Annotated in this window: 17 protein-coding genes; 4 read left to right on the forward strand and 13 right to left on the reverse strand. The window is 64.6% G+C overall.

All coding sequences use genetic code 11. The annotated features are described in order from the left end of the window. Positions 1–107: 107 nt before the first annotated feature. The 4 genes from CP556_RS16795 to CP556_RS16810 all read right to left on the reverse strand — a co-directional run bounded on the left by CP556_RS16795 (position 108) and on the right by CP556_RS16810 (position 4,942). Positions 108–1,205 carry a glycosyltransferase gene (locus CP556_RS16795; RefSeq protein ID WP_098726658.1) on the reverse strand — a complete coding sequence of 366 codons (1,098 nt, stop codon included), beginning with the start codon at positions 1,203–1,205 and terminating at the stop codon, positions 108–110. Next, positions 1,206–2,189 (reverse strand): glycosyltransferase family 4 protein, encoded by a 984-nt coding sequence (locus CP556_RS16800; protein ID WP_098726659.1) that lies wholly within the window; start codon positions 2,187–2,189, stop codon positions 1,206–1,208. 96 nt (positions 2,190–2,285) lie between these two features. After that, a complete protein-coding gene (locus CP556_RS16805) occupies positions 2,286–3,146 on the reverse strand; it encodes a hypothetical protein (RefSeq protein ID WP_098726660.1) in 861 nt (286 codons plus the stop codon). Between the two features lie 218 nt (positions 3,147–3,364). Next, entirely contained in the window at positions 3,365–4,942 is a 1,578-nt protein-coding gene (locus CP556_RS16810) for a sulfatase (RefSeq protein ID WP_098726661.1), read from the reverse strand. A 124-nt stretch (positions 4,943–5,066) separates the two neighbouring features. On the opposite strand from CP556_RS16810, the gene CP556_RS16815 reads away from it, so the two are divergent. Then, positions 5,067–6,086 (forward strand): lysylphosphatidylglycerol synthase transmembrane domain-containing protein, encoded by a 1,020-nt coding sequence (locus tag CP556_RS16815; RefSeq protein WP_098726662.1) that lies wholly within the window; start codon positions 5,067–5,069, stop codon positions 6,084–6,086. A 93-nt stretch (positions 6,087–6,179) separates the two neighbouring features. After that, entirely contained in the window at positions 6,180–6,677 is a 498-nt protein-coding gene (locus CP556_RS16820) for a metal-dependent hydrolase (RefSeq protein ID WP_098727449.1), read from the forward strand. 58 nt (positions 6,678–6,735) lie between these two features. Here the strand turns inward: CP556_RS16820 and CP556_RS16825 are convergent, their stop codons facing one another. Next, positions 6,736–7,212 carry a metal-dependent hydrolase gene (locus CP556_RS16825; protein ID WP_098726663.1) on the reverse strand — a complete coding sequence of 159 codons (477 nt, stop codon included), beginning with the start codon at positions 7,210–7,212 and terminating at the stop codon, positions 6,736–6,738. A gap of 129 nt (positions 7,213–7,341) precedes the next feature. Between CP556_RS16825 and CP556_RS16830 the strand changes: the two genes are divergently transcribed. Continuing rightward, positions 7,342–7,863 carry a DedA family protein gene (locus CP556_RS16830; protein WP_098726664.1) on the forward strand — a complete coding sequence of 174 codons (522 nt, stop codon included), beginning with the start codon at positions 7,342–7,344 and terminating at the stop codon, positions 7,861–7,863. Between the two features lie 99 nt (positions 7,864–7,962). On the opposite strand, the gene CP556_RS16835 is transcribed toward CP556_RS16830, so the two are convergent. From CP556_RS16835 to CP556_RS16860, 6 genes are all read right to left on the reverse strand, one after another. Further along, the gene (locus CP556_RS16835) at positions 7,963–9,384 is read right to left on the reverse strand and encodes an aryl-sulfate sulfotransferase (protein ID WP_098726665.1); all 1,422 of its coding nucleotides are present in this window, start codon (positions 9,382–9,384) and stop codon (positions 7,963–7,965) included. Between the two features lie 201 nt (positions 9,385–9,585). Then, positions 9,586–10,461 (reverse strand): universal stress protein, encoded by an 876-nt coding sequence (locus CP556_RS16840; RefSeq protein WP_098727450.1) that lies wholly within the window; start codon positions 10,459–10,461, stop codon positions 9,586–9,588. A 202-nt stretch (positions 10,462–10,663) separates the two neighbouring features. Continuing rightward, complete coding sequence (ddfA, locus tag CP556_RS16845) at positions 10,664–10,963, reverse strand: DdfA family disk-determining factor (protein WP_098726666.1); 300 nt, start codon at positions 10,961–10,963, stop codon at positions 10,664–10,666. Between the two features lie 110 nt (positions 10,964–11,073). Next, positions 11,074–14,229, reverse strand: a complete 3,156-nt coding sequence (locus CP556_RS16850; RefSeq protein WP_098726667.1) for a PAS domain S-box protein — start codon at positions 14,227–14,229, stop codon at positions 11,074–11,076. A 60-nt stretch (positions 14,230–14,289) separates the two neighbouring features. Beyond that, complete coding sequence (locus tag CP556_RS16855) at positions 14,290–15,342, reverse strand: DNA-methyltransferase (RefSeq protein ID WP_098726668.1); 1,053 nt, start codon at positions 15,340–15,342, stop codon at positions 14,290–14,292. Between the two features lie 228 nt (positions 15,343–15,570). After that, positions 15,571–16,113, reverse strand: coding sequence for a hypothetical protein (locus CP556_RS16860; protein ID WP_098726669.1), 543 nt, complete (start codon positions 16,111–16,113; stop codon positions 15,571–15,573). Positions 16,114–16,591: 478 nt separating this feature from the next. On the opposite strand from CP556_RS16860, the gene CP556_RS16870 reads away from it, so the two are divergent. Beyond that, entirely contained in the window at positions 16,592–17,236 is a 645-nt protein-coding gene (locus CP556_RS16870; protein ID WP_098726671.1) for a hypothetical protein, read from the forward strand. Between the two features lie 110 nt (positions 17,237–17,346). On the opposite strand, the gene CP556_RS16875 is transcribed toward CP556_RS16870, so the two are convergent. Together CP556_RS16875 and CP556_RS16885 are read right to left on the reverse strand one after the other, a co-directional pair. After that, positions 17,347–17,940, reverse strand: coding sequence for an NADPH-dependent FMN reductase (locus tag CP556_RS16875; protein ID WP_098726672.1), 594 nt, complete (start codon positions 17,938–17,940; stop codon positions 17,347–17,349). 425 nt (positions 17,941–18,365) lie between these two features. Then, positions 18,366–18,761, reverse strand: coding sequence for an SPW repeat domain-containing protein (locus tag CP556_RS16885; RefSeq protein WP_098726674.1), 396 nt, complete (start codon positions 18,759–18,761; stop codon positions 18,366–18,368). Between the last annotated feature and the right edge of the window lie 12 nt (positions 18,762–18,773).

Consider the following 18,773-nt stretch of genomic DNA (forward strand, 5'->3'; position numbering starts at 1 on the left):
AGGTCTTCTCGTCCCTTCCGTCAGTGCTCCTATCGGTGAAATTCACGGTTTCCGATCGATCGGAAGAACCGAACGAACTGGCTGAAACTGAACTAGAACCGACCGCGTCAGCTCCGGTCTTCCTCGGAGAACCGCCACGGACTCTCGACGTCCGTCGCGGCCTCGTCCTTCGAGAGCGGGACGTTGTGGTAGAGCTGCTCGAGGTGATCCATCGTGTACTCGACCGCGTAGCGTTCGACGCCCGCTCTGGTCTCGCGATCGGTCGCCAGACAGGTCTCGATGGCGTCGACCATCGACTCGAGATCGCCGTATTCGAACCGTTCGCCGTTATCGGCCCCGATCGTGTGATCGAACGGCGGAACGTCGGCGGCGGCGACGGGCGTGCCACAGGCGTTGGCTTCGAGCGTCGAGAGGCCGAGCGTGTCCGCAGTTGACGCGGTCACGAAGGTATCGATCGAGGAGTAGAAGGCAGGCAACTCCTCCCGGGGGAGGAACGATCGGATCTCGATGTTCTCCGGCGCGTCTCGCTCGAGACAGTCGCGGTAGGGACCCTCACCGACGATGACGAAGTCGTACTCCGGTAGTTCCTCGGCGGCACGCAGGATCTCGCTGACGTTTTTCTCCATGCTGAGCCGACCGCTGTAGCCGATCACCGTTCGGTCGGAGTACCACTCTCCTGCGGTCGGCTGGAAGAAGTCCATATCGATCCCCACGGGGAGCTGGACGTGTTCGACGTTTCGATCGATCCGTTCGGTCGAAGCGGTCACCACGTCGAAGCTCTCGAGGAACGCGTTCTCGACGGGAACGTACAGTTTCGAGAGCAATCCCGCGACCGACTCGAGTTTGACGTTCTGGTGGAAGTACTCCTCGAGCGGTGTGTGGTGCGTATAGATCGTCGGGAGGTCGTGTTTCCAGGCGTAGTACCGTCCGAGGACGCCGATCGGTGCGGGGCCGTGGCAGTGAACGACATCGAGTTCGGGAAGCGTCGACGGCCGTCGGGTGAGGGGGATCCGATAGCCGGCGTAAAACGGGTTCGGCAGTGATTTGACCGGGACCTCGCGATCGCCGGGCTCGTAGTCGCCGTCGGGGTAGACGACGTACACCTCGTGGCCCTTTCGTTCTAACTCCTCGCGCCAGAGCTTTATCGTGTACGTTACGCCATCGATCTCGGGGAAATAACTGTCCGTGAAGAATCCGATTTTCATTCAGGCCACCTCCTGGTACAGCGACTGGTATTGCTTCGCGACCGTCTCGAGCGAGAATTCCTCGCTCCGTCCGGCCGCGTTCGATCCGAGCCGGTCCCGGAGTTCGGCGTCTGTGAGCCGCTCGAGGGCCGCCTCGAAGCCGTCGACGCCCGCCCCTGAGACCTTCAGACAGTCCTCGCCGTCCGCGAGCCACGAGAACGTCTCGATGTCGCGGACGAGCACCGGTTTCCCGGCGGCCATCGCCTCGAGCAACGCGATCCCCTCGTTTTCCTCGTGCGTGGGGAAACAGAAAATGTCACCCGCTGCGAACGCTCCGCGGATGTCGTCGATGTAGCCGGTGAACGTACAGTTCGCCGGGGAGTCCTCGATCAACCGCGTCGTCTCTCGCCCTTTCAAGGAGAGGTCCAGCGGGCCGAACCACGCGAAATCCAGTTCGGGCAGCCGGCGGGCCAACTCGACGAACGTCTCGAGACCCTTGCGCTTGATGACGTGGCCGACGAGGAAGACGGTCGGCGATTCGAGGTCGTAGCGCTCGCGGTACTCGGCCTCGAGCGATTCGAACCCCGCGAGTTTCTCGCGGTCGACGCCGTTCGAGATGACCGTCGTCGGCGCGTCGGTGTACGTCTCGAGCAGCCGCCGGTTGTACTCCGATGGACAGACGAGCGCGTCGGCCAGTCCGTAGGCCCACCGGAGGTACGGTTTGAGCGGCCTGGCGAGCGCGTTCGTGAACCGAAAGCTCTCCCCGAAATCCTCGGCGGTCACGTGCGTGTGCGCGACAACTGGGATGTTTCGTCGCCGCGCTCGCCGCGCGTACCAGACCGAGCGCGGTCCCATGAGGTTGCAGTGAAAGACGTCGGCCTCGAGCGTCGGCTCGGTCGTGTACGTGAGGTCCAGTCGGTCCAACATTTTCCGCTGGTGGACGACGGACTCGTGAATGCCGCCGGTGACGTGCGCTTCGAGTTCGAAGTAGTGGCTGATCTTCATACCGGACTCCCCCTGATCGGTGCGGGTACAGTTACCCCCTCGAGACCGTCGCCGCGAACCGGCGAGCGGTGTCCTCGTCGCTGTCCGAGCGCGGCGTTACTCGACTTCGAGCCACGGCACCTCCATGAGCGCCGGGATGTGCGTCTCGATGTGGTGTTCCCAGACACCTTCCTCGCCGAACGCCTCCCCGTGGTCCGCGGTCACGACGACGGTGCCGTCCAACTCCGAGGCCACGTCGGCGACGGACTCGAGGGCGATCCGCAGGTTCTCCTCGTAGAGTTCCATAGCCGCCTCTCGAGTGCCGTTCTTGACGAGGTCGGCGGGGTCGAGTTCGAGCCAGAGGCCCGCCTTCTGGGCGAGTTCGCTGCCCTCGAGTGTGTTCTCCACCTTCGGGCGGATCGTATCGCCGAGCGAGGAGAGAGTCCCGCCACCGCCGTCGGTTTCCTTCTCGGCTTCTTCCTGTTTCCGGATCCCCTTCTGGATCTGTTTGAGCTTCTGGCCCTTGCCGCGGGAGAGGTAGGGCGCGTGTGGCTGCATGTAGTGGAGTACCGTCCGATCCGCCGTCTCGACCGCGTCCTGATTGTCGTGGTACGCCTCCGCCAGACTGTCCGGGGGGACCGTCCCGAGGTCGTCGTCCCAGCCGGACTTCCACACGTCGAAGACGTCGCTGATGTGCTCCGAGGCGGTCCACTCGTAGTCGCAGCTGGCCCCCCACTTCAGTTCGTTCAGCGGAATCCCCAGGTCGTTAATAAATGGATTCCCCGAGAAGTACGCGATATCGTGTTCGTCGGTAAATGTCCGATAGGCCCACTCCGGAGTCGACGAACCGGTGCTCCAGCGCTTTTCTAACGTCCCGTCGAGGTACTCGTCATATACGTCGCTGAATACGTCGTACCGGCACGCATCCAGCACCAGACAGTAATCCCAGTCCGACTCGAGGAAGTGCTGGTCCTGCATTAGTTGCCGCTACCTTTCGAGTCGACCTACGTATTCTTATTGGTTCCCGGAAAGTCACCAAAACCGGCCCTATTCCCCGGTACATCTCCGATATCGTCCTGCCGTGTCAGTCCGCTCGCTCGTCGAGCCGACATCTCATACGGTCTGCTGTAAGTAATTTCCGGCACAACCGCGATTCGGCCTCCGGCCGCGCCGGTAAATCGTTACAGCAAACCGTCTCACTCGAGATAGCCCAGCTCCCGCAGCCGATCGCGGGTCTCCTCGTCGGCCTCGTCGAGCGCGTCGGCCGCGTCGTCGGTCTCCGTCGGGTCGTCCCACGCGCCGCCGACCCCTTCCTCGAAGCGAGCCAGCGCCCGTTCGGTCGCAGCGACGATATCGTCGTCGGCCGGATCGACCGATGTTCGCTCCACGGGGTCCTCGTCGAGCCGGTACCCCTCGTCGGGGATGCGGTCCGCGCGGACGTACTTCGCGTCCGTGCTCCGGGCGGCGCGCAGCCGCGAGTAGGCGCGGTGATCGTCCGGGAGATCGATGCCGGCCTCGCTCGCTTTCTCCTCTAAGTGATGCAGTTCGATGACCGGCTGGGCGTACTCGACGAACGCGTAGTTCCCCTCACCCTCGAGGACGGCGCGCTGGCCGGCGTCGGGATCGACAGCCCCTTCGAACGCGCGATACTCGCTCGAGAGCAACGAGCGCGTCGCGTCGCGGGCGACGACGCGGTCGGAATGTCCGTCGACATCCGTCCGGCCGACTGCATCGGGATTGACATCCAGCACGTCGAGCACCGTGTGATAGCAATCGAGCAACTCGACGAGGTCGTCGCGCCGGTCTGCCTCGAGGTCGGGATGTTTGACCAGCAGCGGGACGTTGATGAGCTGATCGTAGAGGGCGAACTCGTGGCCGTAGAGGTCGTGTTCGCCGTGGAGTTCGCCGTGGTCGGCCGCGACGACGACTGTCGTCTCCTCCCACTGGTCGGTCTCGCGGAGCCAGTCGAACAGGCGGCCGAGTTCGGCGTCCATGTGGGCGATTTCGGCGTCGTAGAGGCCGCGAATGTCTTCCCACTCGTCGTCGTCGATATCGCGGGCACCCGAATTGAACTCCTTGGAGTTCTGGCAGACGTCGTCGGGATCGACGCCGGGGGCGAACTCCTCGCGGTACTCCTCGGGCGGGTAGTACGGCAGGTGGGCGTCCATCAGATTGACGAAGGCGAACCAGCCGTCGTCGCTCTCGCTGTCGTCGATGAAGGACTTGGTTCGATCGATTACCGACGGCGTCTTCGAGTCTGCCCCCTCGCCGCTGGCGAGTTTGGAGTGGGCCATCGCGCCGAGGTGGACGAGCTTCGACGCCAGATCGCGGAGGTAGTCGTTGTCGTTGACGGTCTGCCACGCGCTGGCCAGCGGCCCCGAGAGCACGTCGCCGGGGAGAACCTCGAAGAACGAGTCCTGGTGGCCGAACCCGTCGGTGAGGCCGGTGTAGGGTGTTATCCAGGCGTTAGAAGAGTAACAGGCCGTGTCGTAGCCGGCCGCCGACAGGGTCGACGCGAGGGTCGTCTCGTCGTCGAGATACGGACTCCCCTGATCGGCTCCGTGCTGGCTCGGATACCGGCCGGTAAACAGCGAGGCGTGAACCGGAAGCGTCCATGGCGCGGGCGCGACCGCCGATTCGAAGACGGTCGCCGCCTCGGCGAACCGCGACAGCTCGGGCGTCGTCTCCCGCTCGTACCCGTAGGGCTCGAGCCGATCCTTTCGGACCGTATCCAGAACGACGAAGAGGACGTTCGATTGCGGTGTCCTGTCCATTACTGGCCTCACTTTTCTCCACGCCAATAAATCGATTGAAGGGGAGGGCAGCCACCCGTCACGGCCGCGCTCTCCGCTCGGCGATGATCAGATGTTTCAAGGTAACTGACGATTCATACCAGCCATGGACGAGCGAAATCGTCGGGCGTTCATCATCGGGGCCATCGGGACGATCGCAGTCTTTTCCGTCCTCTTTTTCGTCGTCGGCGCGCGCGACATTCTCGATTCGTTACTGTCGGCGGAGCCGTCGCTGGTCGCCGCGACGTTCGCGCTCGCGCTCTGCTGGCTGGCCGCCTGGAGCCTGATGCTCCGGACCGTCCTCGCCGCGCTCGGCATCGGCATCCCGGTCGGGAAGTCGTTTTTCATCTACGCCGGTGCCGTCTTCGCGAACAACGTCACCCCGTTCGGGCAAGCCGGCGGCGAACCGGTCGCAGCGCTGCTCATCTCGAAGACCTCCGATGCCCGCTACGAGACCAGCCTCGTCGGCATCGCGAGCGTCGACGTCCTCAACGTCGTTCCCTCGATCTCGCTCATCCTCGTCGGCGTCGGCTACTACGCGACCACCGCCGCGCTCGGCGACCACCTCGTGACGGCGGTCGGTTCGGCGGTCGTGCTGATCGCGGGAATCGTCATCGCCATGGGGCTCGTCTGGCGGTACCACCAGGCGATCGTCGACCGGCTCCCCGGAATCGTCGCCCCCCGACTCGGTCGGCTCGGGCTCGAGCGCTTCGAGTCCGAGACGCTCGAGGAGGACATCGCCGACCGACTGGGACGATTCTTCGAGAACATCGAACGCGTGGCGACGGACCGGTGGCGGCTGTCCGCCGTCGTCGGGCTGTCACTGTGTGGCTGGCTCTTTCAGGTCGCCGCGCTCATGGCGGCGTTCGCCGCGCTGGGCTACGGCGTCCCGCCGTACGTCCTGCTATTCGTGATCCCGCTGGCAAACCTGGCCGGCGCTGCGCCCCTTCCGGGGGGACTCGGCGGGATCGAGGCCGCGTTCGTCACGCTGCTCGTTCCCACCACCGGTATTCAGGCGTCGGTCATCACCGCGGCCGTCCTCATCTTCCGCGGTGCGATCTACTGGATGCCGATCCTGATCGGCGGCCTGGCCGTGTCGGCGTTCGGTGTCCGGGCGGTGCGGTGACGCCGATCGGCGGACGACGGAGTGACTACCCGCCTGCGGGGCGACCGAGCGGTTAATCCCCGTCCGGCTCCGATGAACGGTCGATCGATCGGTATGTACCGAGACGGACACGCCGGATTCAACGCCCTGCTGTACGCGCCGTTTCTGCCCCTGGTTGGCCGCGTCTGGTCGCTCGAGCTGGCGCTGATCGGGGCGCTCGTGGCCGTCGCCGTGGCCAACCTCCCGGATATCGACGAGCCGCTGCCGCGGCTCCGACACCGCGGGCCAACGCACACCGTCTGGTTCGCCGTCCTCGTCGGGCTGGTCGCCGGCGTCGGGACCGCCCTCGCCGTCCCCTCGACGCCGGATGCATTTGCGTTCGGGTTCGCCGTCGGTACCGGCGGGTTCCTCGCCCACCTCGCGGGTGATATCGTCACGCCGATGGGAATCAGCCCGTTCGCCCCCGTCTGGCGGGCCCACGTCACGCTCGGCTGGTTCAAATCCAAGAACGGCCGGATCAATCGCGCGTTTCTGCTCGCCGGTTCGGCCGCTCTGTTCGCGTCACTGCTTCTAACGTTGTTATTGCCGGTAGCAACCGTTCCGACGGGGTGACCGACCGCACGGTTACTGCGGTCACGGCTGCCGTGCGCCGCGTCTCCAACTCGAGACCTCAGCGAATCGACGGGAGTTCGTCCGCGCCCCACGCGAGGATGCCGATCGATGCGGCCCAGAGCACTACTGTCGCGGCCGGACTGTGAACCGCCAGCCCGGGACTCCAGCTCGTCCGGAGGGGGAACAGCCAGTCGATCCCCTTCGGCGAGAGCGAGTCGATCGCAAGATGCGAGCCGATCGCGAGCCCGACGGCGACTGCGACACCCCGGCCACGCCAGTCCTCTCGATTCAGCCGTCGGCCGACCGCGTAGCCGCCGATGACGATCGCGAGGGCGAACAGGGGCGTGTGGGTTATGCCGCGGTGAACGAACGGCCATTCCAATCCCGCGGGAAAGAGGAAGTCCGCGTCAGGGAGGAGGCCGAAGACGAGCCCGATCCGCGGGTCTTCGTCGGTGAGTCCGCGGACGAGGGCGTAGCCGACGAACGCGTGGGTCGCGAACGCGCCCGCGAGGAACAATCCGCGTTCGAGTTCCATCGCGTACTGGTTCGATCGATCCCATTACGTAACTTATGATTCTCGGACGCCGGATCGACGCGTACGAACGCGGTCGACGCTGCCGTCGAACCAACAGTGCTTACATTCGGGACCGACTACGAACCGGGCATGGATCCGTTGCAAACCGAGGGGCTACCGGCCTGGCTCGAGTCGATGTTCACGTCGGAACTCGCGTTAGCGGTGTTCTTCGGTATCTGCGTTCTCGAGGGGGCGATGCTCCTGCGGTTCATGCCGAGCGAACTCGTCGTTCCGGCGGCGTTGGCACTGATCGGCTCGTCGATCCCAGAAGTGATCGCGATCGTCGCCATCGCGGTCGTCGGAACGACGGTCGGCCAGTTCTGTCTCTTCTGTCTCGTCCGTCGCGCCGGCCGAGAGTACGTCCTGCAAAAGCGCTGGTTTCCCATCACCGAGTCGCGACTCGAGCGATTCGACGGCTGGTTCGATCGCTGGGGCGGTCTGGCCGTCCCCGTGAGCAATACGATGCTGTTCGTTCGCGGGCTGCTGACCGTCCCCGCCGGGCTCTCGGAAATGGACGGCCGCTCGTTCGTCGCGCTGTCGGCGATTGGCTCGCTGTCCTTCCAGACGATCCTCGCGACTCTCTACCTCGCCGGCGGCCATCTGTTGGCGTGACCGAGCGGCGGATTCAGCCCCCGTAGACGCTGCTTCTCAGTACAGCTTCGCGTTCCTGCGTCACCGAACTGCAAAATCGAAAACTGCGATCGCTTCGTCTTAGCTCCCGCCCTGTCGGTAGACGGGCAGCCGGAATCGGACGCCTCTGTCGCGGAGCTGCCACCTGATCTCGGTGCCGACCCACGTCAGGCCCGTCAGGAGCGCGACGCCGATAGCGGCGAACTCCGAGGACCCCATCCAGACCGGGCTGACGAAGAGGAGGGCGTTGTAGATCCGGTGTGGAAGGAGCGACTCGATGAGATCACCGAGGAATCCGAGGGGATTAAAGCCGAAGCCGTCTCCGCCACCGCCGCCGCCGCCGCCGCCACCGCTGCTCTCGGCTTCAGTTCGGTTCTCGAGGCCGAGTGACTGGGCGCTCTGGCCGCTCTCGCTTTCGTCACCGGTCTCGAGGCGCTCGGATTCGTAGGGGAGGCTGGAGCCGACCTCCCAGACGATCTCGCCGGACTGATTGACCTCGATGACCCGGTTGCCGTGGGTGTCGGAGATCAGCGTGTTCCCGTTCGGAAGTCGGTCTGCGTCCCGGGGCCACTGGATCTGATCGTCCTCCCAGAGCCAGGTCTGGGTCCATTCGCCGTCCTCGCGCTGGAACTCCTTGATCTGTGCGTTCTCGGAGTCGGCGACGAGGATGGCCGGGCCGCCCTGACTCTCGGGGATGAAATCAGGGTTGTGCTGTTCGTGGAGGACGTCGTGCTCGTTTTCGCTCCCGAGCGTCCAGTCCTCGAGCAGCCCCTCCTCCTGATCGAGGAAGACGACCTGGTCTTGATTGCGCAGACTGGCCATGATCCGGCCTTCCATCTGGCCCTCCTCGATGTACTCGACGTCGTTGATGTGTGCCCAGTCGCGCGGCCAGGAGTGACCGCCCTCGAGCGGGAAGTCGCTCTGGGCGTCCCAGAGCCAGTCGACGACCTCCGTCTCGGTGTTGACGATGAACACCTGGTCGGCGACCATGTCGGCGACGACGAAGTGGGTCTCGTTGATTCGATCGACGTCGTGCCATTCGCCGGCGTACTCCTTGTAGTCGTAGCGCTCGTAGATGACCTCGACCTCACCGGTCTCGAGGTCGGCCCGCTCGATGACGTTGCGGGTACACGGCGGCGCGCCGCAGTTAGCGCCTTCCGTGTGAATCGTGTCCGTCGCGGCGTACTCGACGGTCAGCGGGTCGCCCTCGACGGGGTCCGCGTCGAAGTACTTAGTCCGCGAGTTGTTGTAGTAGAGGACCTCGCCGTTGGGCTGGTAGGCCGTAATCGTCCCCGCACGGCCCGATTCGGTGACGACGGTGTGATTATCGGTCTCCGGTGCGTCCGGAACGTCTTCTTTCGACGCCGTCGAAACCCCACCGCCCGCCGCGCTGGCGACGACGGCGGCCGTAATGAGGATGAGTACCGCGAACGCGACCCGGAGCCTGTTTCTCGTAATCTCCGATCGGACGCGCTCGAGCGAGGGGAGCGTTCGTTCGGTCACGGTTCAGTCACCATCTCGTTTCGGAGCGCCGGTTGGGGAACCATCGTCCGTCGTTTCCGAATCGAGGTACTAGTACTTTTTCTAACCGGACCGCGACTCGAGGACCCGATCGCACGGTCGGGCTAAGCGAGGGAAACACCGGACTGGCGAGACGGGCCGAGAGCCAGTTTGGACGAGCGATTCGGCTCACTGGTGTGTGGGTCACGCGTCATCGTGGGCCTGCGTGGTGAGGACGGGAACCGGCGAGGTACGGATCACGCGCTCGGTGAAGCTCCCGAGCAGGTGCCGGTCGAGACCGGTGTGGCCGTGCGTTCCCATCACGATGAGGTCGACCCCTGCCTCGTCGCCGTAGGTCGTGACCTCCCGGGGCACCGACCCCGCGGCGATAGTGGTCGTGACGTCGTCGACGCCCGCTTGCGTGGCGGCCGACGCCGCGTCGTCCAGGACCCCCTGGACGTTGTCCTCGAGCTGCTCGGGAAGGTCTGCCGAGCCCGCGTCGATCACCTCCGGAAGTTCGTCGACGACGGACAGCAGGTGGAGCTTCGCGCCGTGTCGCTCGGCGACCGTCGACGCCAGTTCGAGCGCCGCCGTCGCGTGGTCACTCCCGTCGGTCGGAACGAGGACGTCCGTGTAGGGGAACGTCGGCGACACCTCGTCGGCGGCGCGGACGGTCAACACCGGAACGGCGCTTCTGTTCACGACGTGATCCGTGACGCTCCCGAGGACGTACTCCCCCAGCCCGCGCCGTCCGTGGGCCCCCATCGCGACGAGATCGAACTCGTCGGCGGTGGCGTGCTGGACGATCGCTTCTCGCGGATCGCCCTGAACGACGGTTGTCACCACGGATACGCCGCGGTCCTCGGCCATCGCCGCGGCGTCGGAAACGATGTCGTTTCCCTCTCCCTCGAGTACGTCGACGATGTCGTCGCCGAGGCGCGTGAGGCTCGGCTGGTTCGTGTCGGCAACGTTGAGCAGGTGAACGGTCGCCTCCCGATCGGCCGCGACGTCGAGTACGTGCTCGAGGGCGGCCGTCGCGGAATCGCTCCCGTCGGTCGGGACGAGGATACGAGTGGACATGGCGGAGCGTTCGGGATGGATCCGCTTATACTGTCGGCTCTCAGTCGCTGTCGTGGCGTTGTCGAACAGTCTCGGCACCGTTCACGTCACCACCGAGGTATCCGTGGCGAAGTCAGAGCGGCGAGCGAGGCGCTCGCATTCGGTCTCGGTCGTCGTAGAATGAACGCGGGATCACGCCGATCCCCGGCCCCAGATCGAGCGGCTAGCTGGAGTCGATGCGAATCTCGCCGTCACCGGTGACGGTCACCAGGCAATCGCTGTACTCGAACGTTACCGAGCCGCCGGAACGGAGCCCGTCCGCACGGGGTTCGAACAGCCGCTCGAGCGCGTCGGCGTTGATCGAGTAATGGAGTGGTTCGAGTTCGGTCACGTCTTCATTCTTGAATGTTGCGACGGCGTCCGCGACGGCAACGCTGAGCGGTTCGTCGTCGAGTCTATCGTATTGCACGGAATAGTGATCCCCAATCGCGGTCGACGGTGATCGTGAACTCATCTCGGTCATGGATTAGTACGTACCCCCAGTACGCAGGTGGGAAGTCGTCCCCTGATTCACGAGTCGTTGCAAAGAGCCTGATCGTTAACTGTGTAACGCCTCCGTCGATAGATGGTTAATCAATTAACCTCCGAAGCGGCCGCCCCCTCGAACAGGGCCGCGAACAGCTTTCGTTCGGCGGATCGAACGTGCTTGTGAAAGGCGGGCGAGGAGATGTCCAGCGAGCCGGCGATCTCCTCACCGTTCGCACGGCGGGGCCACTCGAAGAAGCCGCCGTGATAGGCCGTCTGGACCACCTCTCGTTGGCGGTCGGTGAACGTCTCGAGAAGCGCGCTCCGCGCTGGCGCGCTGACCGTCGATCGATCGTCGGTCGCCCCCTCGCGTCGGGCCACCATCGACACCGAGGGCCCGCTTCGGCTGATACCGGACAACACGTCGCGAATTTCGACGGCGTCCGGCACGTCGACGATCGCGCGGCCGCCCGACGCGTCGGCCACGAACTCACACAACCGTGCACCGTGGGTATCGGTGATCGAACCCAGGAAGGAATCGGTGACCCGGAGCTGGAGCAACGTCTCGTCCTCGTGGTCGGCGATCGTAGTGATCTCGCTGATCCCTTCGATAGCAGTGTATTCGGCAGCCGCGAGCGAGTCGTCAACCGGCTCCTCGACGGCCGCGAACACGAACTGGGCGCCGTCGGCTCGCGCCGTCGCACCCTCGTACGTCACGGGTTCGCCGAGGAACTCGGCCAGCCGACACAGCGTCGCGTCCGCCGCAACCTCGAGTTCCACTTCGGTGTGACCGTCACCGAACAGCGCGTTCTTCCGTTTGACGGCGTCGATCGCGTACGCGATCGTCTCGCCGAGTTCCGCGAGCGTCGACCGCAGCGTCTCGTCGAACGCGCCCCGTTGCTCCCCGTAGATCGAGAGGACACCGTAGCAAAACCCGTCGTAGATCAGCGGGATCGCGTACGCGGACTGGAAGTTTCGCGAGAGCGCCTCACCCCGCCACTCGCCATCGTGAACCGACGCGGCGACGTTTTCGACGTGAACCGGGCTCCGCGTTCGAGCCGCCCGACCGGCCGGTTCGGCGGCCGAGTCGTCCACCGTCGTTATCGGTACCGCGTCGAGATACCCCCGTTCGAACCCAGCGTGGTATCGCGGCTCGAGGCTGTTCCCGCTCGGGTCGGGTTCGCCGAACCAGGCCAGCGAACACGACTCGAGTTCGGCCAGACACTCGGGGACCCCGCGTTCGATCTCACTCCGGGAGTCTGCCATCAAAAGGAGCTGTTCGACCTCTTGACGCACCTCGTTGGCCGCGTTGAGCCGCTCGAGGTGACGGTTCTGTTTCTTGAGTTCGCGTTCGCGTTCGCGGAGCCGGCGGCTCCGCCCGATCCGGTCGAGGGCGGCTTCCGCCGTCGTCGCGAACAGTTCGGCGAGTTCGACGGTCTCGTCAGTGTATGCGTCGGGTTCGGTCGACAGTGCGACGAGAACCCCGTGTTCGCCGAGCGGAACGGAGAGACCGCTTCGAACGTCCGGCGCCTCATCGCGGACGATCCGGGCCGCTCCGTCGTCGTGGACCGTCGGTTCGCCGGCGACGAACGCCTGCCACGGATCACCGGCGTCGGGCTGGAGCGGGTGTGGCGAACCGAACGTCGACTCGATGGCCGGCGAGTACGCCGCGGGCAGCAGTTCGTTCGTCTCCTCGTCGAAACGGTAGACGACGGTTTCGAGGTCGAGCACGTCGGTCGCGATGTCGACGATGTACTCGCACGCGTCCTCCTTCGAGTCGACCGTCAACAGGTGACTGGTCGCCTCGTGGAGCCCGTTGAGCGCCTCCTGATACTGGACCCGTTCGGTGATATCGTTAGCGACGCCGATGACGCGATCGACGGTACCGTCGTCCGCGATCGGTCGGAGGGATGTCTCGAAAATACGGTCTCCGATCCGTCTCCGCGTGTTGACTGCCACCCCATCGAGTGCGTCCCTCACGTCGGCGCGAACCTCGGGATAGTCCTCGAGCAGGTCGAAGAACGATCGGCCGATGACCTCCTCGGATTCGAAGCCGAGGTTCGCGAGCCCCTGGCCTTCCGAGAGCGTGAAGGTCCCGTCGTCGTCGAGAACGAACAACACGACGGGAACGTTCTCGACCAGCGCCTGCAATCGCTCCGTCCGCTCGGAGAGATCCCGTTTGCGCTCGACGCGCTCGCTCACGTCCCGCCAGTAGACGGAGATTCCGGACGGGGATGGGTAAATCCGGGCCTCGATCCACGCGTCGTAGGACCCCAGGTAGGCTTCGACCGTCCGCGACTCCTGTGTTTCCATCGCCTCGAGGGCGGCGGACTGGAACGGGGTCCCTTTCATTTTCGGGAAGACATCGAGGATACGTTGACCGACCAGATCGGATCGCTCCATCTCGAGCACCTCGAGCGCGCGATCGTTGACGTAGGTGAACCGCCAGTCCGCGTCGAGGGCGTAGAACGAGTCGGTGACGCGTTTGAACGACTCGCTCAACTCCCGTTCCATGCGGTGGAACTCCGTGATGTCACGAATCGACGCGATGATGCCGTCGACGGTGCCGTCCTCGAGTCGGTTCGTGAGAACGGCCTCGTGGACGTACCAGCGATCGTCCGCGTGTTTGCAGGTGTACTCGACGGTTCGCCTGGTCCCGAGTTCGCCCTCGCAAACCGTGTCGAACTCGTCTCGGACCCGCTGCGTATCGTCGGGGTGGGTGTAGTCGAGCATGTTCGTCCCGGACATTTCGTCCGCGGTGAACCCTCCGACGCGTTCGACCGCCGGACTCACGTCGGTGACCACTCCCTCCTCGTCGAGGACTATCAACAGATCCGACGACTGATCGAGCAACGTCCGATACAACTCTACTCGGTGGTCGGCCGATCGCTCCATCGCTGTGAACTCGACCGTCCGCCGGAGCCGATGGGTCAGCAACGGCGGTTCCTGGATGGTCGTCTTGGCGACGATTTCGGTCGCACCCTCGTCCCGGAGGCGGTCGATCGACTCGTTCGCGGCCGGATCGACCGCGTAAACGACCGGACACGAGCCGTCAACGGCCGCGAGGACGTCTCGGTCGTCGGTCAGGACGCAATCGACCGTCTCGAGCCGGTCGTCCGAGAGGTCGGACGCGTTCGGAACGGATTCCGCGAGTGCCACCGCTTCGTCCGCGAGCCCCGCCGTCGCCGTCCGGATCCACTCGGACGAGCCGACGGAAAGGGCGCGGACCGGCGTCATCTCGGGCTCCTCGAGACTTCGAACCATACCCCTGCTGGGGGCGGGGAAGGGAAAAAGCTCGCGTCGGTTCAGGCGCCGAGCGGCGGCTCACTCGAAGACGAGCGGATCGTGCTCGACCAGGTAGCCGTCGTCGCGGTCCTCGATAGCGCGCGCCTCTCGGAGTCGAATACCCCGTTCCATATCAGTCATAACCGGCGTTTCGTAGTGGTCCGCCTCGTACTCGAACGCGTGACCGTCCTCGCGGCGACGCTCGACGAACGCCCGGTGACGCTCGAGACGCGTGCGGCCGACCGACCGCGACAGCGCCGGCACGTCGTCGATCCGGTCGTCGAACACCTCGAGGAAAGCGTCCTCGAGTTCGAACCCGATCGAGTTTCGGCCGGCACACATCGCTGCGAGCGTGGTCGTGCCGGTGCCCCAGAAGGGGTCGAGCACGGTATCGCCGTAGGCGGAATACATACAGATCAGCCGGTAGGGAATCTCCAGCGGGTAAGCCGCCGACCGCTCTCGGAGTTCGTCGTCGGCCTCCTCGAGGGACTGCAACTCCCCCGTAACCTCGGTCCAGACGTCCGAGAACCAGCGGTTGCGCTCCTCCCAAAAGAACGCGGCCTCGTAGCGCCGGTCGGCTCCCGGCTCGAACGCGCGGCGCTGGTCTCCCTTTCGGAAAACCAGGATGTACTCGTGTTCCAGCGTCACGTAGGCGTTCGGCGGGATCATCCCGCTGCCCATGAATTTGGCCGCGCTGTTCGCCGGTTTGCGCCAGAGCACGTCCGGCAACGGATCGAATCCCCGTTTCTCGAACGCCGCGAGCACGCGAGCGTGGTTCGGATAGACCCGAAAGCTCCCGTCGACCGATCGGGTCGCATCGCCCACGTTGATGCAGGCGATCCCGCCGTCGACGAGTACCCGCTCGAGTTCGTCCCAGACGGCCTCGAGTTGGTCGTGCATCCCGTCAAAGGCGGCCTGACCGTCGCCGTCGTCCAGCGCGTCGCCAATCGCGGGATCGAGCCCGGTAAAGAGGTCGTCCCACATCTCGATCATCGGATACGGCGGCGACGTGACGACGAGTTCGACCGACTCGTCGGCCACGCGCGAGAGATCGCGAGAATCACCGGCGAAAACGCGGTGGGTCGTCTCCATTGACCGTATACTGTCTGCGTCGGTCCCTTAGCTCCTTCGTCAGGGCGACGACAGAGATTCGAAAAAATTCGTCCGAGCCATCGGTCGGCTCGGCAGAGCACCGGCCGACTCGGAGGGACGTCGTTCGACTCGGAGAGACGCTGTTTGGATCGGAGAGGGGCGGTTCGAATCCACGAACTCGGTCGCGAATGGGGGTCGCGGCGCCTCGTTTGTTTCGCTTTCCTTGCCCTACTCCTCGCTTTCCTCGCCGGCCTCCTCGGCGTCGGCCTCTTCCATCTGCTCCGACTCGGTCTCCTCTTCCGCATCGCCGCTCGTCGCCGGCTCGAACTCCTCGATCGGCTCCCACTCCTCTTCTTCGCTCGAGGCGAGGCGACGACGGAGGAACGCGGCCCCGGCGAGTACGCCCACCGCGAGCAGGAGTCGCGGGAGTCGCGATGTCGAACTGGCGTCCGATTCCTCGTTCACCTCGGCCGTCGTCTCGTCGGTCGCTTCGGTCGACTCCATGACGTCCTCGATGATCTCAGGCTCCTCGAGGTCATCGATCGGTGATTCCTCGAGTTCCGGTGACTGACGACCCACGAGAAAGCCCACGGTCGCACCGAGGCCGAACAGGGCCCCCGCGAGCGGCAGCCGTCCGCCCGATCGCGATCCTTCAGACTCTTCGACAGCTTCGAGAATCGATTCCCGCATCGGCGAGTCCATTCCTCTGTTGATTGCTTCCTTGACGATGAGCTCGGACAACGTTTTGTCTTGTTGTTCCATCTCGGGCATAATTCGCTTCGACCACACCACCGTACATAGTTCTGTTCACCGTTTCCGTCGTCGGACCCACCGGTCCCGCTCGTTTCAGGGACCGGTTTCGAAAGACAAACTGTTTAATTACTTGTTTACCGGCGTGGCGATCGACTGCTCACCGACCATCGCGATCGGTCGCTGTCGATCCGTAATTCGCTCACGGTGGACTGAACTGGCCGGAGATCCGATATCTGCGGGATTTCGTCGGGGAAATCGGTTCCTACGTCCGCTTCCGGTTGGCCTCGAGTGCGTGTCGGTCGTGCGTACGCGGACGGCTGCCGAGTGGGCCTTCGATCGACGGGCGACGCGAGTCTCCGTCCACCAATCGGATCGCGTCGTCGAGCGATAAACTGACTGCTTCCCGTGCTATAAGGTACCATCGGCACGATGAGGGCGAAGAGAGGTGTGGAACGCCTTCCATAACGAAAGGGATTCAGTCGAAACGGATCGGAGTATGAGCGTTTTCCGCCAGCCCGAGGTTCTCGGTCGATCGACGCGGCGACGCGTGGTGGGCGTCACTGCGGCGCTCTCGGCCGCGGCCGTCGAAATGCTCGCGGTCGGGTGCTGGTTCGTCCTCGTCGTCGACTCGCGAACCACGTCAACCGCACTCGCGGGGCTCGGGGTGCTCTTCTGCGGGTCGCTGCTCAGGGCGGGCGTCTTCGGCGCGACGGTCAGCGATATCGGCGACCTCCTGCAACCGCGGCGACTCGGCGTGACGGTCCTGCTCACGACCGGGTGGCTCGTCTGGCTGCTCGTGGCCGAACTGATCGGTGCCGTCCCCGGCGTCGTCGTCGCGACCGTCATCCTCGCTGGGATCCTCACCGCGCAGTTCCTCCTCGAGCAACGCGTTTTCAGACGACACGCGTCCACGCGCGTGCCGTTCACGCCGGTGGTCCCGGGACTCCTGCTGGCCGTCGGGGCGTCGATGCTACTCGCGACCGGCTGGTTTACCGACTGGAGCCTCTCCTCGCCACCGGTTTCGCTCGGCGTCACGACGGTCGTTCTCGAGATCAAGGCGCTTCACATCGGCGTGCTCGTCTTCGGACTCTTCGCGTTTCTCGCCCACCAGTATCGATTCCAGCGGGTTCTCGACCCCTGAGACGGTCTGTCGTGACTGTGTCCCGGCCACCGCATGGCGGGCCGCGGGTGCGCCGGAACTGACTGACGGGAGTCCGTGTGACGCGTGGGGCTCACGCGGAGACCGACCGCTCACTTCCCCTGTGCACCCACGTTTTGATCGCTCTCGAAGGAGTCGGGATCCGGCTCGATCGCCGCATACTGCACCGCCCGCCGACCCAGCGTCGTCACTCGCTTCTCGAGTTTCGGGTCGACGAACTCGCCGTCCTCGAGGGCGGCACTCGCGTTCGGAACCGCCGACTCGTGGGGGATCACCCACGCGTTCAGCGCCCGGCAGACCGACCGCATGTGCTCTAAGGCCGTCACGGGAAACGCGCCACCTGAGACGGCGAGGAGTCCGACGGTCTTGTCCGCGAACTCGTCGAACCCGCAGTAGTCGATCGCGGTCTTCAGCGGCGAGGCGTACGATCCGTGATACATCGGCGAGCCGAGGATAATCGTATCGGCGTCGCGAACCCGGGCCGCCAGCGCCTCGGCATCGCCTGCATCCTCGCGATCCCGGTCAGCGTCGAAGATCGGAAGGTCGTACTCCCGGAGATCGAGTAACTCGGTCGTCGCGCCGGCCCGTTCGGCGGCCGAGAGGGTGACCTCGAGTGCGGTCCGAGTGTGACTCTCCTCGCGGAGACTGCCACAGAGCGCTGCCACGTGGATGTCGCTGTCGGTCATGCCTCTCCGGACGACCGGAAGCGGGAAAAGCCGCCCGAATGTGGCTATTTCTGACACGACCCGTTCGGAATGACGCCCATCGTGTGACGGCTATCGTAGCCACTGGACCGATGTATACGCTGATTGCATCGCTCTCATGCGATCAGGTGTGCAGTTCCTTTCAGTGGCCACGATAGCCGACGGAGAATCGGCCGTTGCAGAAATTCGGGACGGTATCGTGCAGTCGCGTCTCCTCGAGACGCTCGAGGATATCCTCCGTCGCGCTCGAGTGAACTCACCGGAGCGCTCGATACTGTGCTTTCGGTTCGATGCCGTATACTCGTACTCCATCGGGTGAAAGACAACGCCGATCCGCTCGCGGCTGGCAGCTTCGTTGTCACTCGTGCGTGGTGGAACGGACAGCCGCGAAAATGGGAACCCTCGAGTTAGGCGGTCGTCGCGGTCGTCTCCGATGTTTGAACGCTTCCGTACACACTAACGAGCGAGAGAATCGCGATGATCGCGCCACCGAGACTGTTGATTCCGACCACCAGTTCTCGCTCGGTTCCGAAAACGAACGGTGACGCGGCGATCCAGATTCCGAGCACCACGAGGACCGCGGCGAGGGCGATGCTCTGGGTTCGGCTTTCGCCGGTTCGGTACGCGTGTACCGAGGCGACAAGTGCGGTCAGCGCACCCACGAGGACGTTGTGGATCCCCATGTTGCCCGTGACCGTAAAGACGACCGTCGATGCCATGATGAACACACCGAGTACCGCCGTCAATCCGGCCGTTCGTTCGACCAGCACTGACGAGTCGTCCGCGGATCGCGTTTGACTCATATACAATGCAAC

This window comes from Natrinema sp. CBA1119, from assembly GCF_002572525.1.
GTDB lineage: Archaea > Halobacteriota > Halobacteria > Halobacteriales > Natrialbaceae > Natrinema.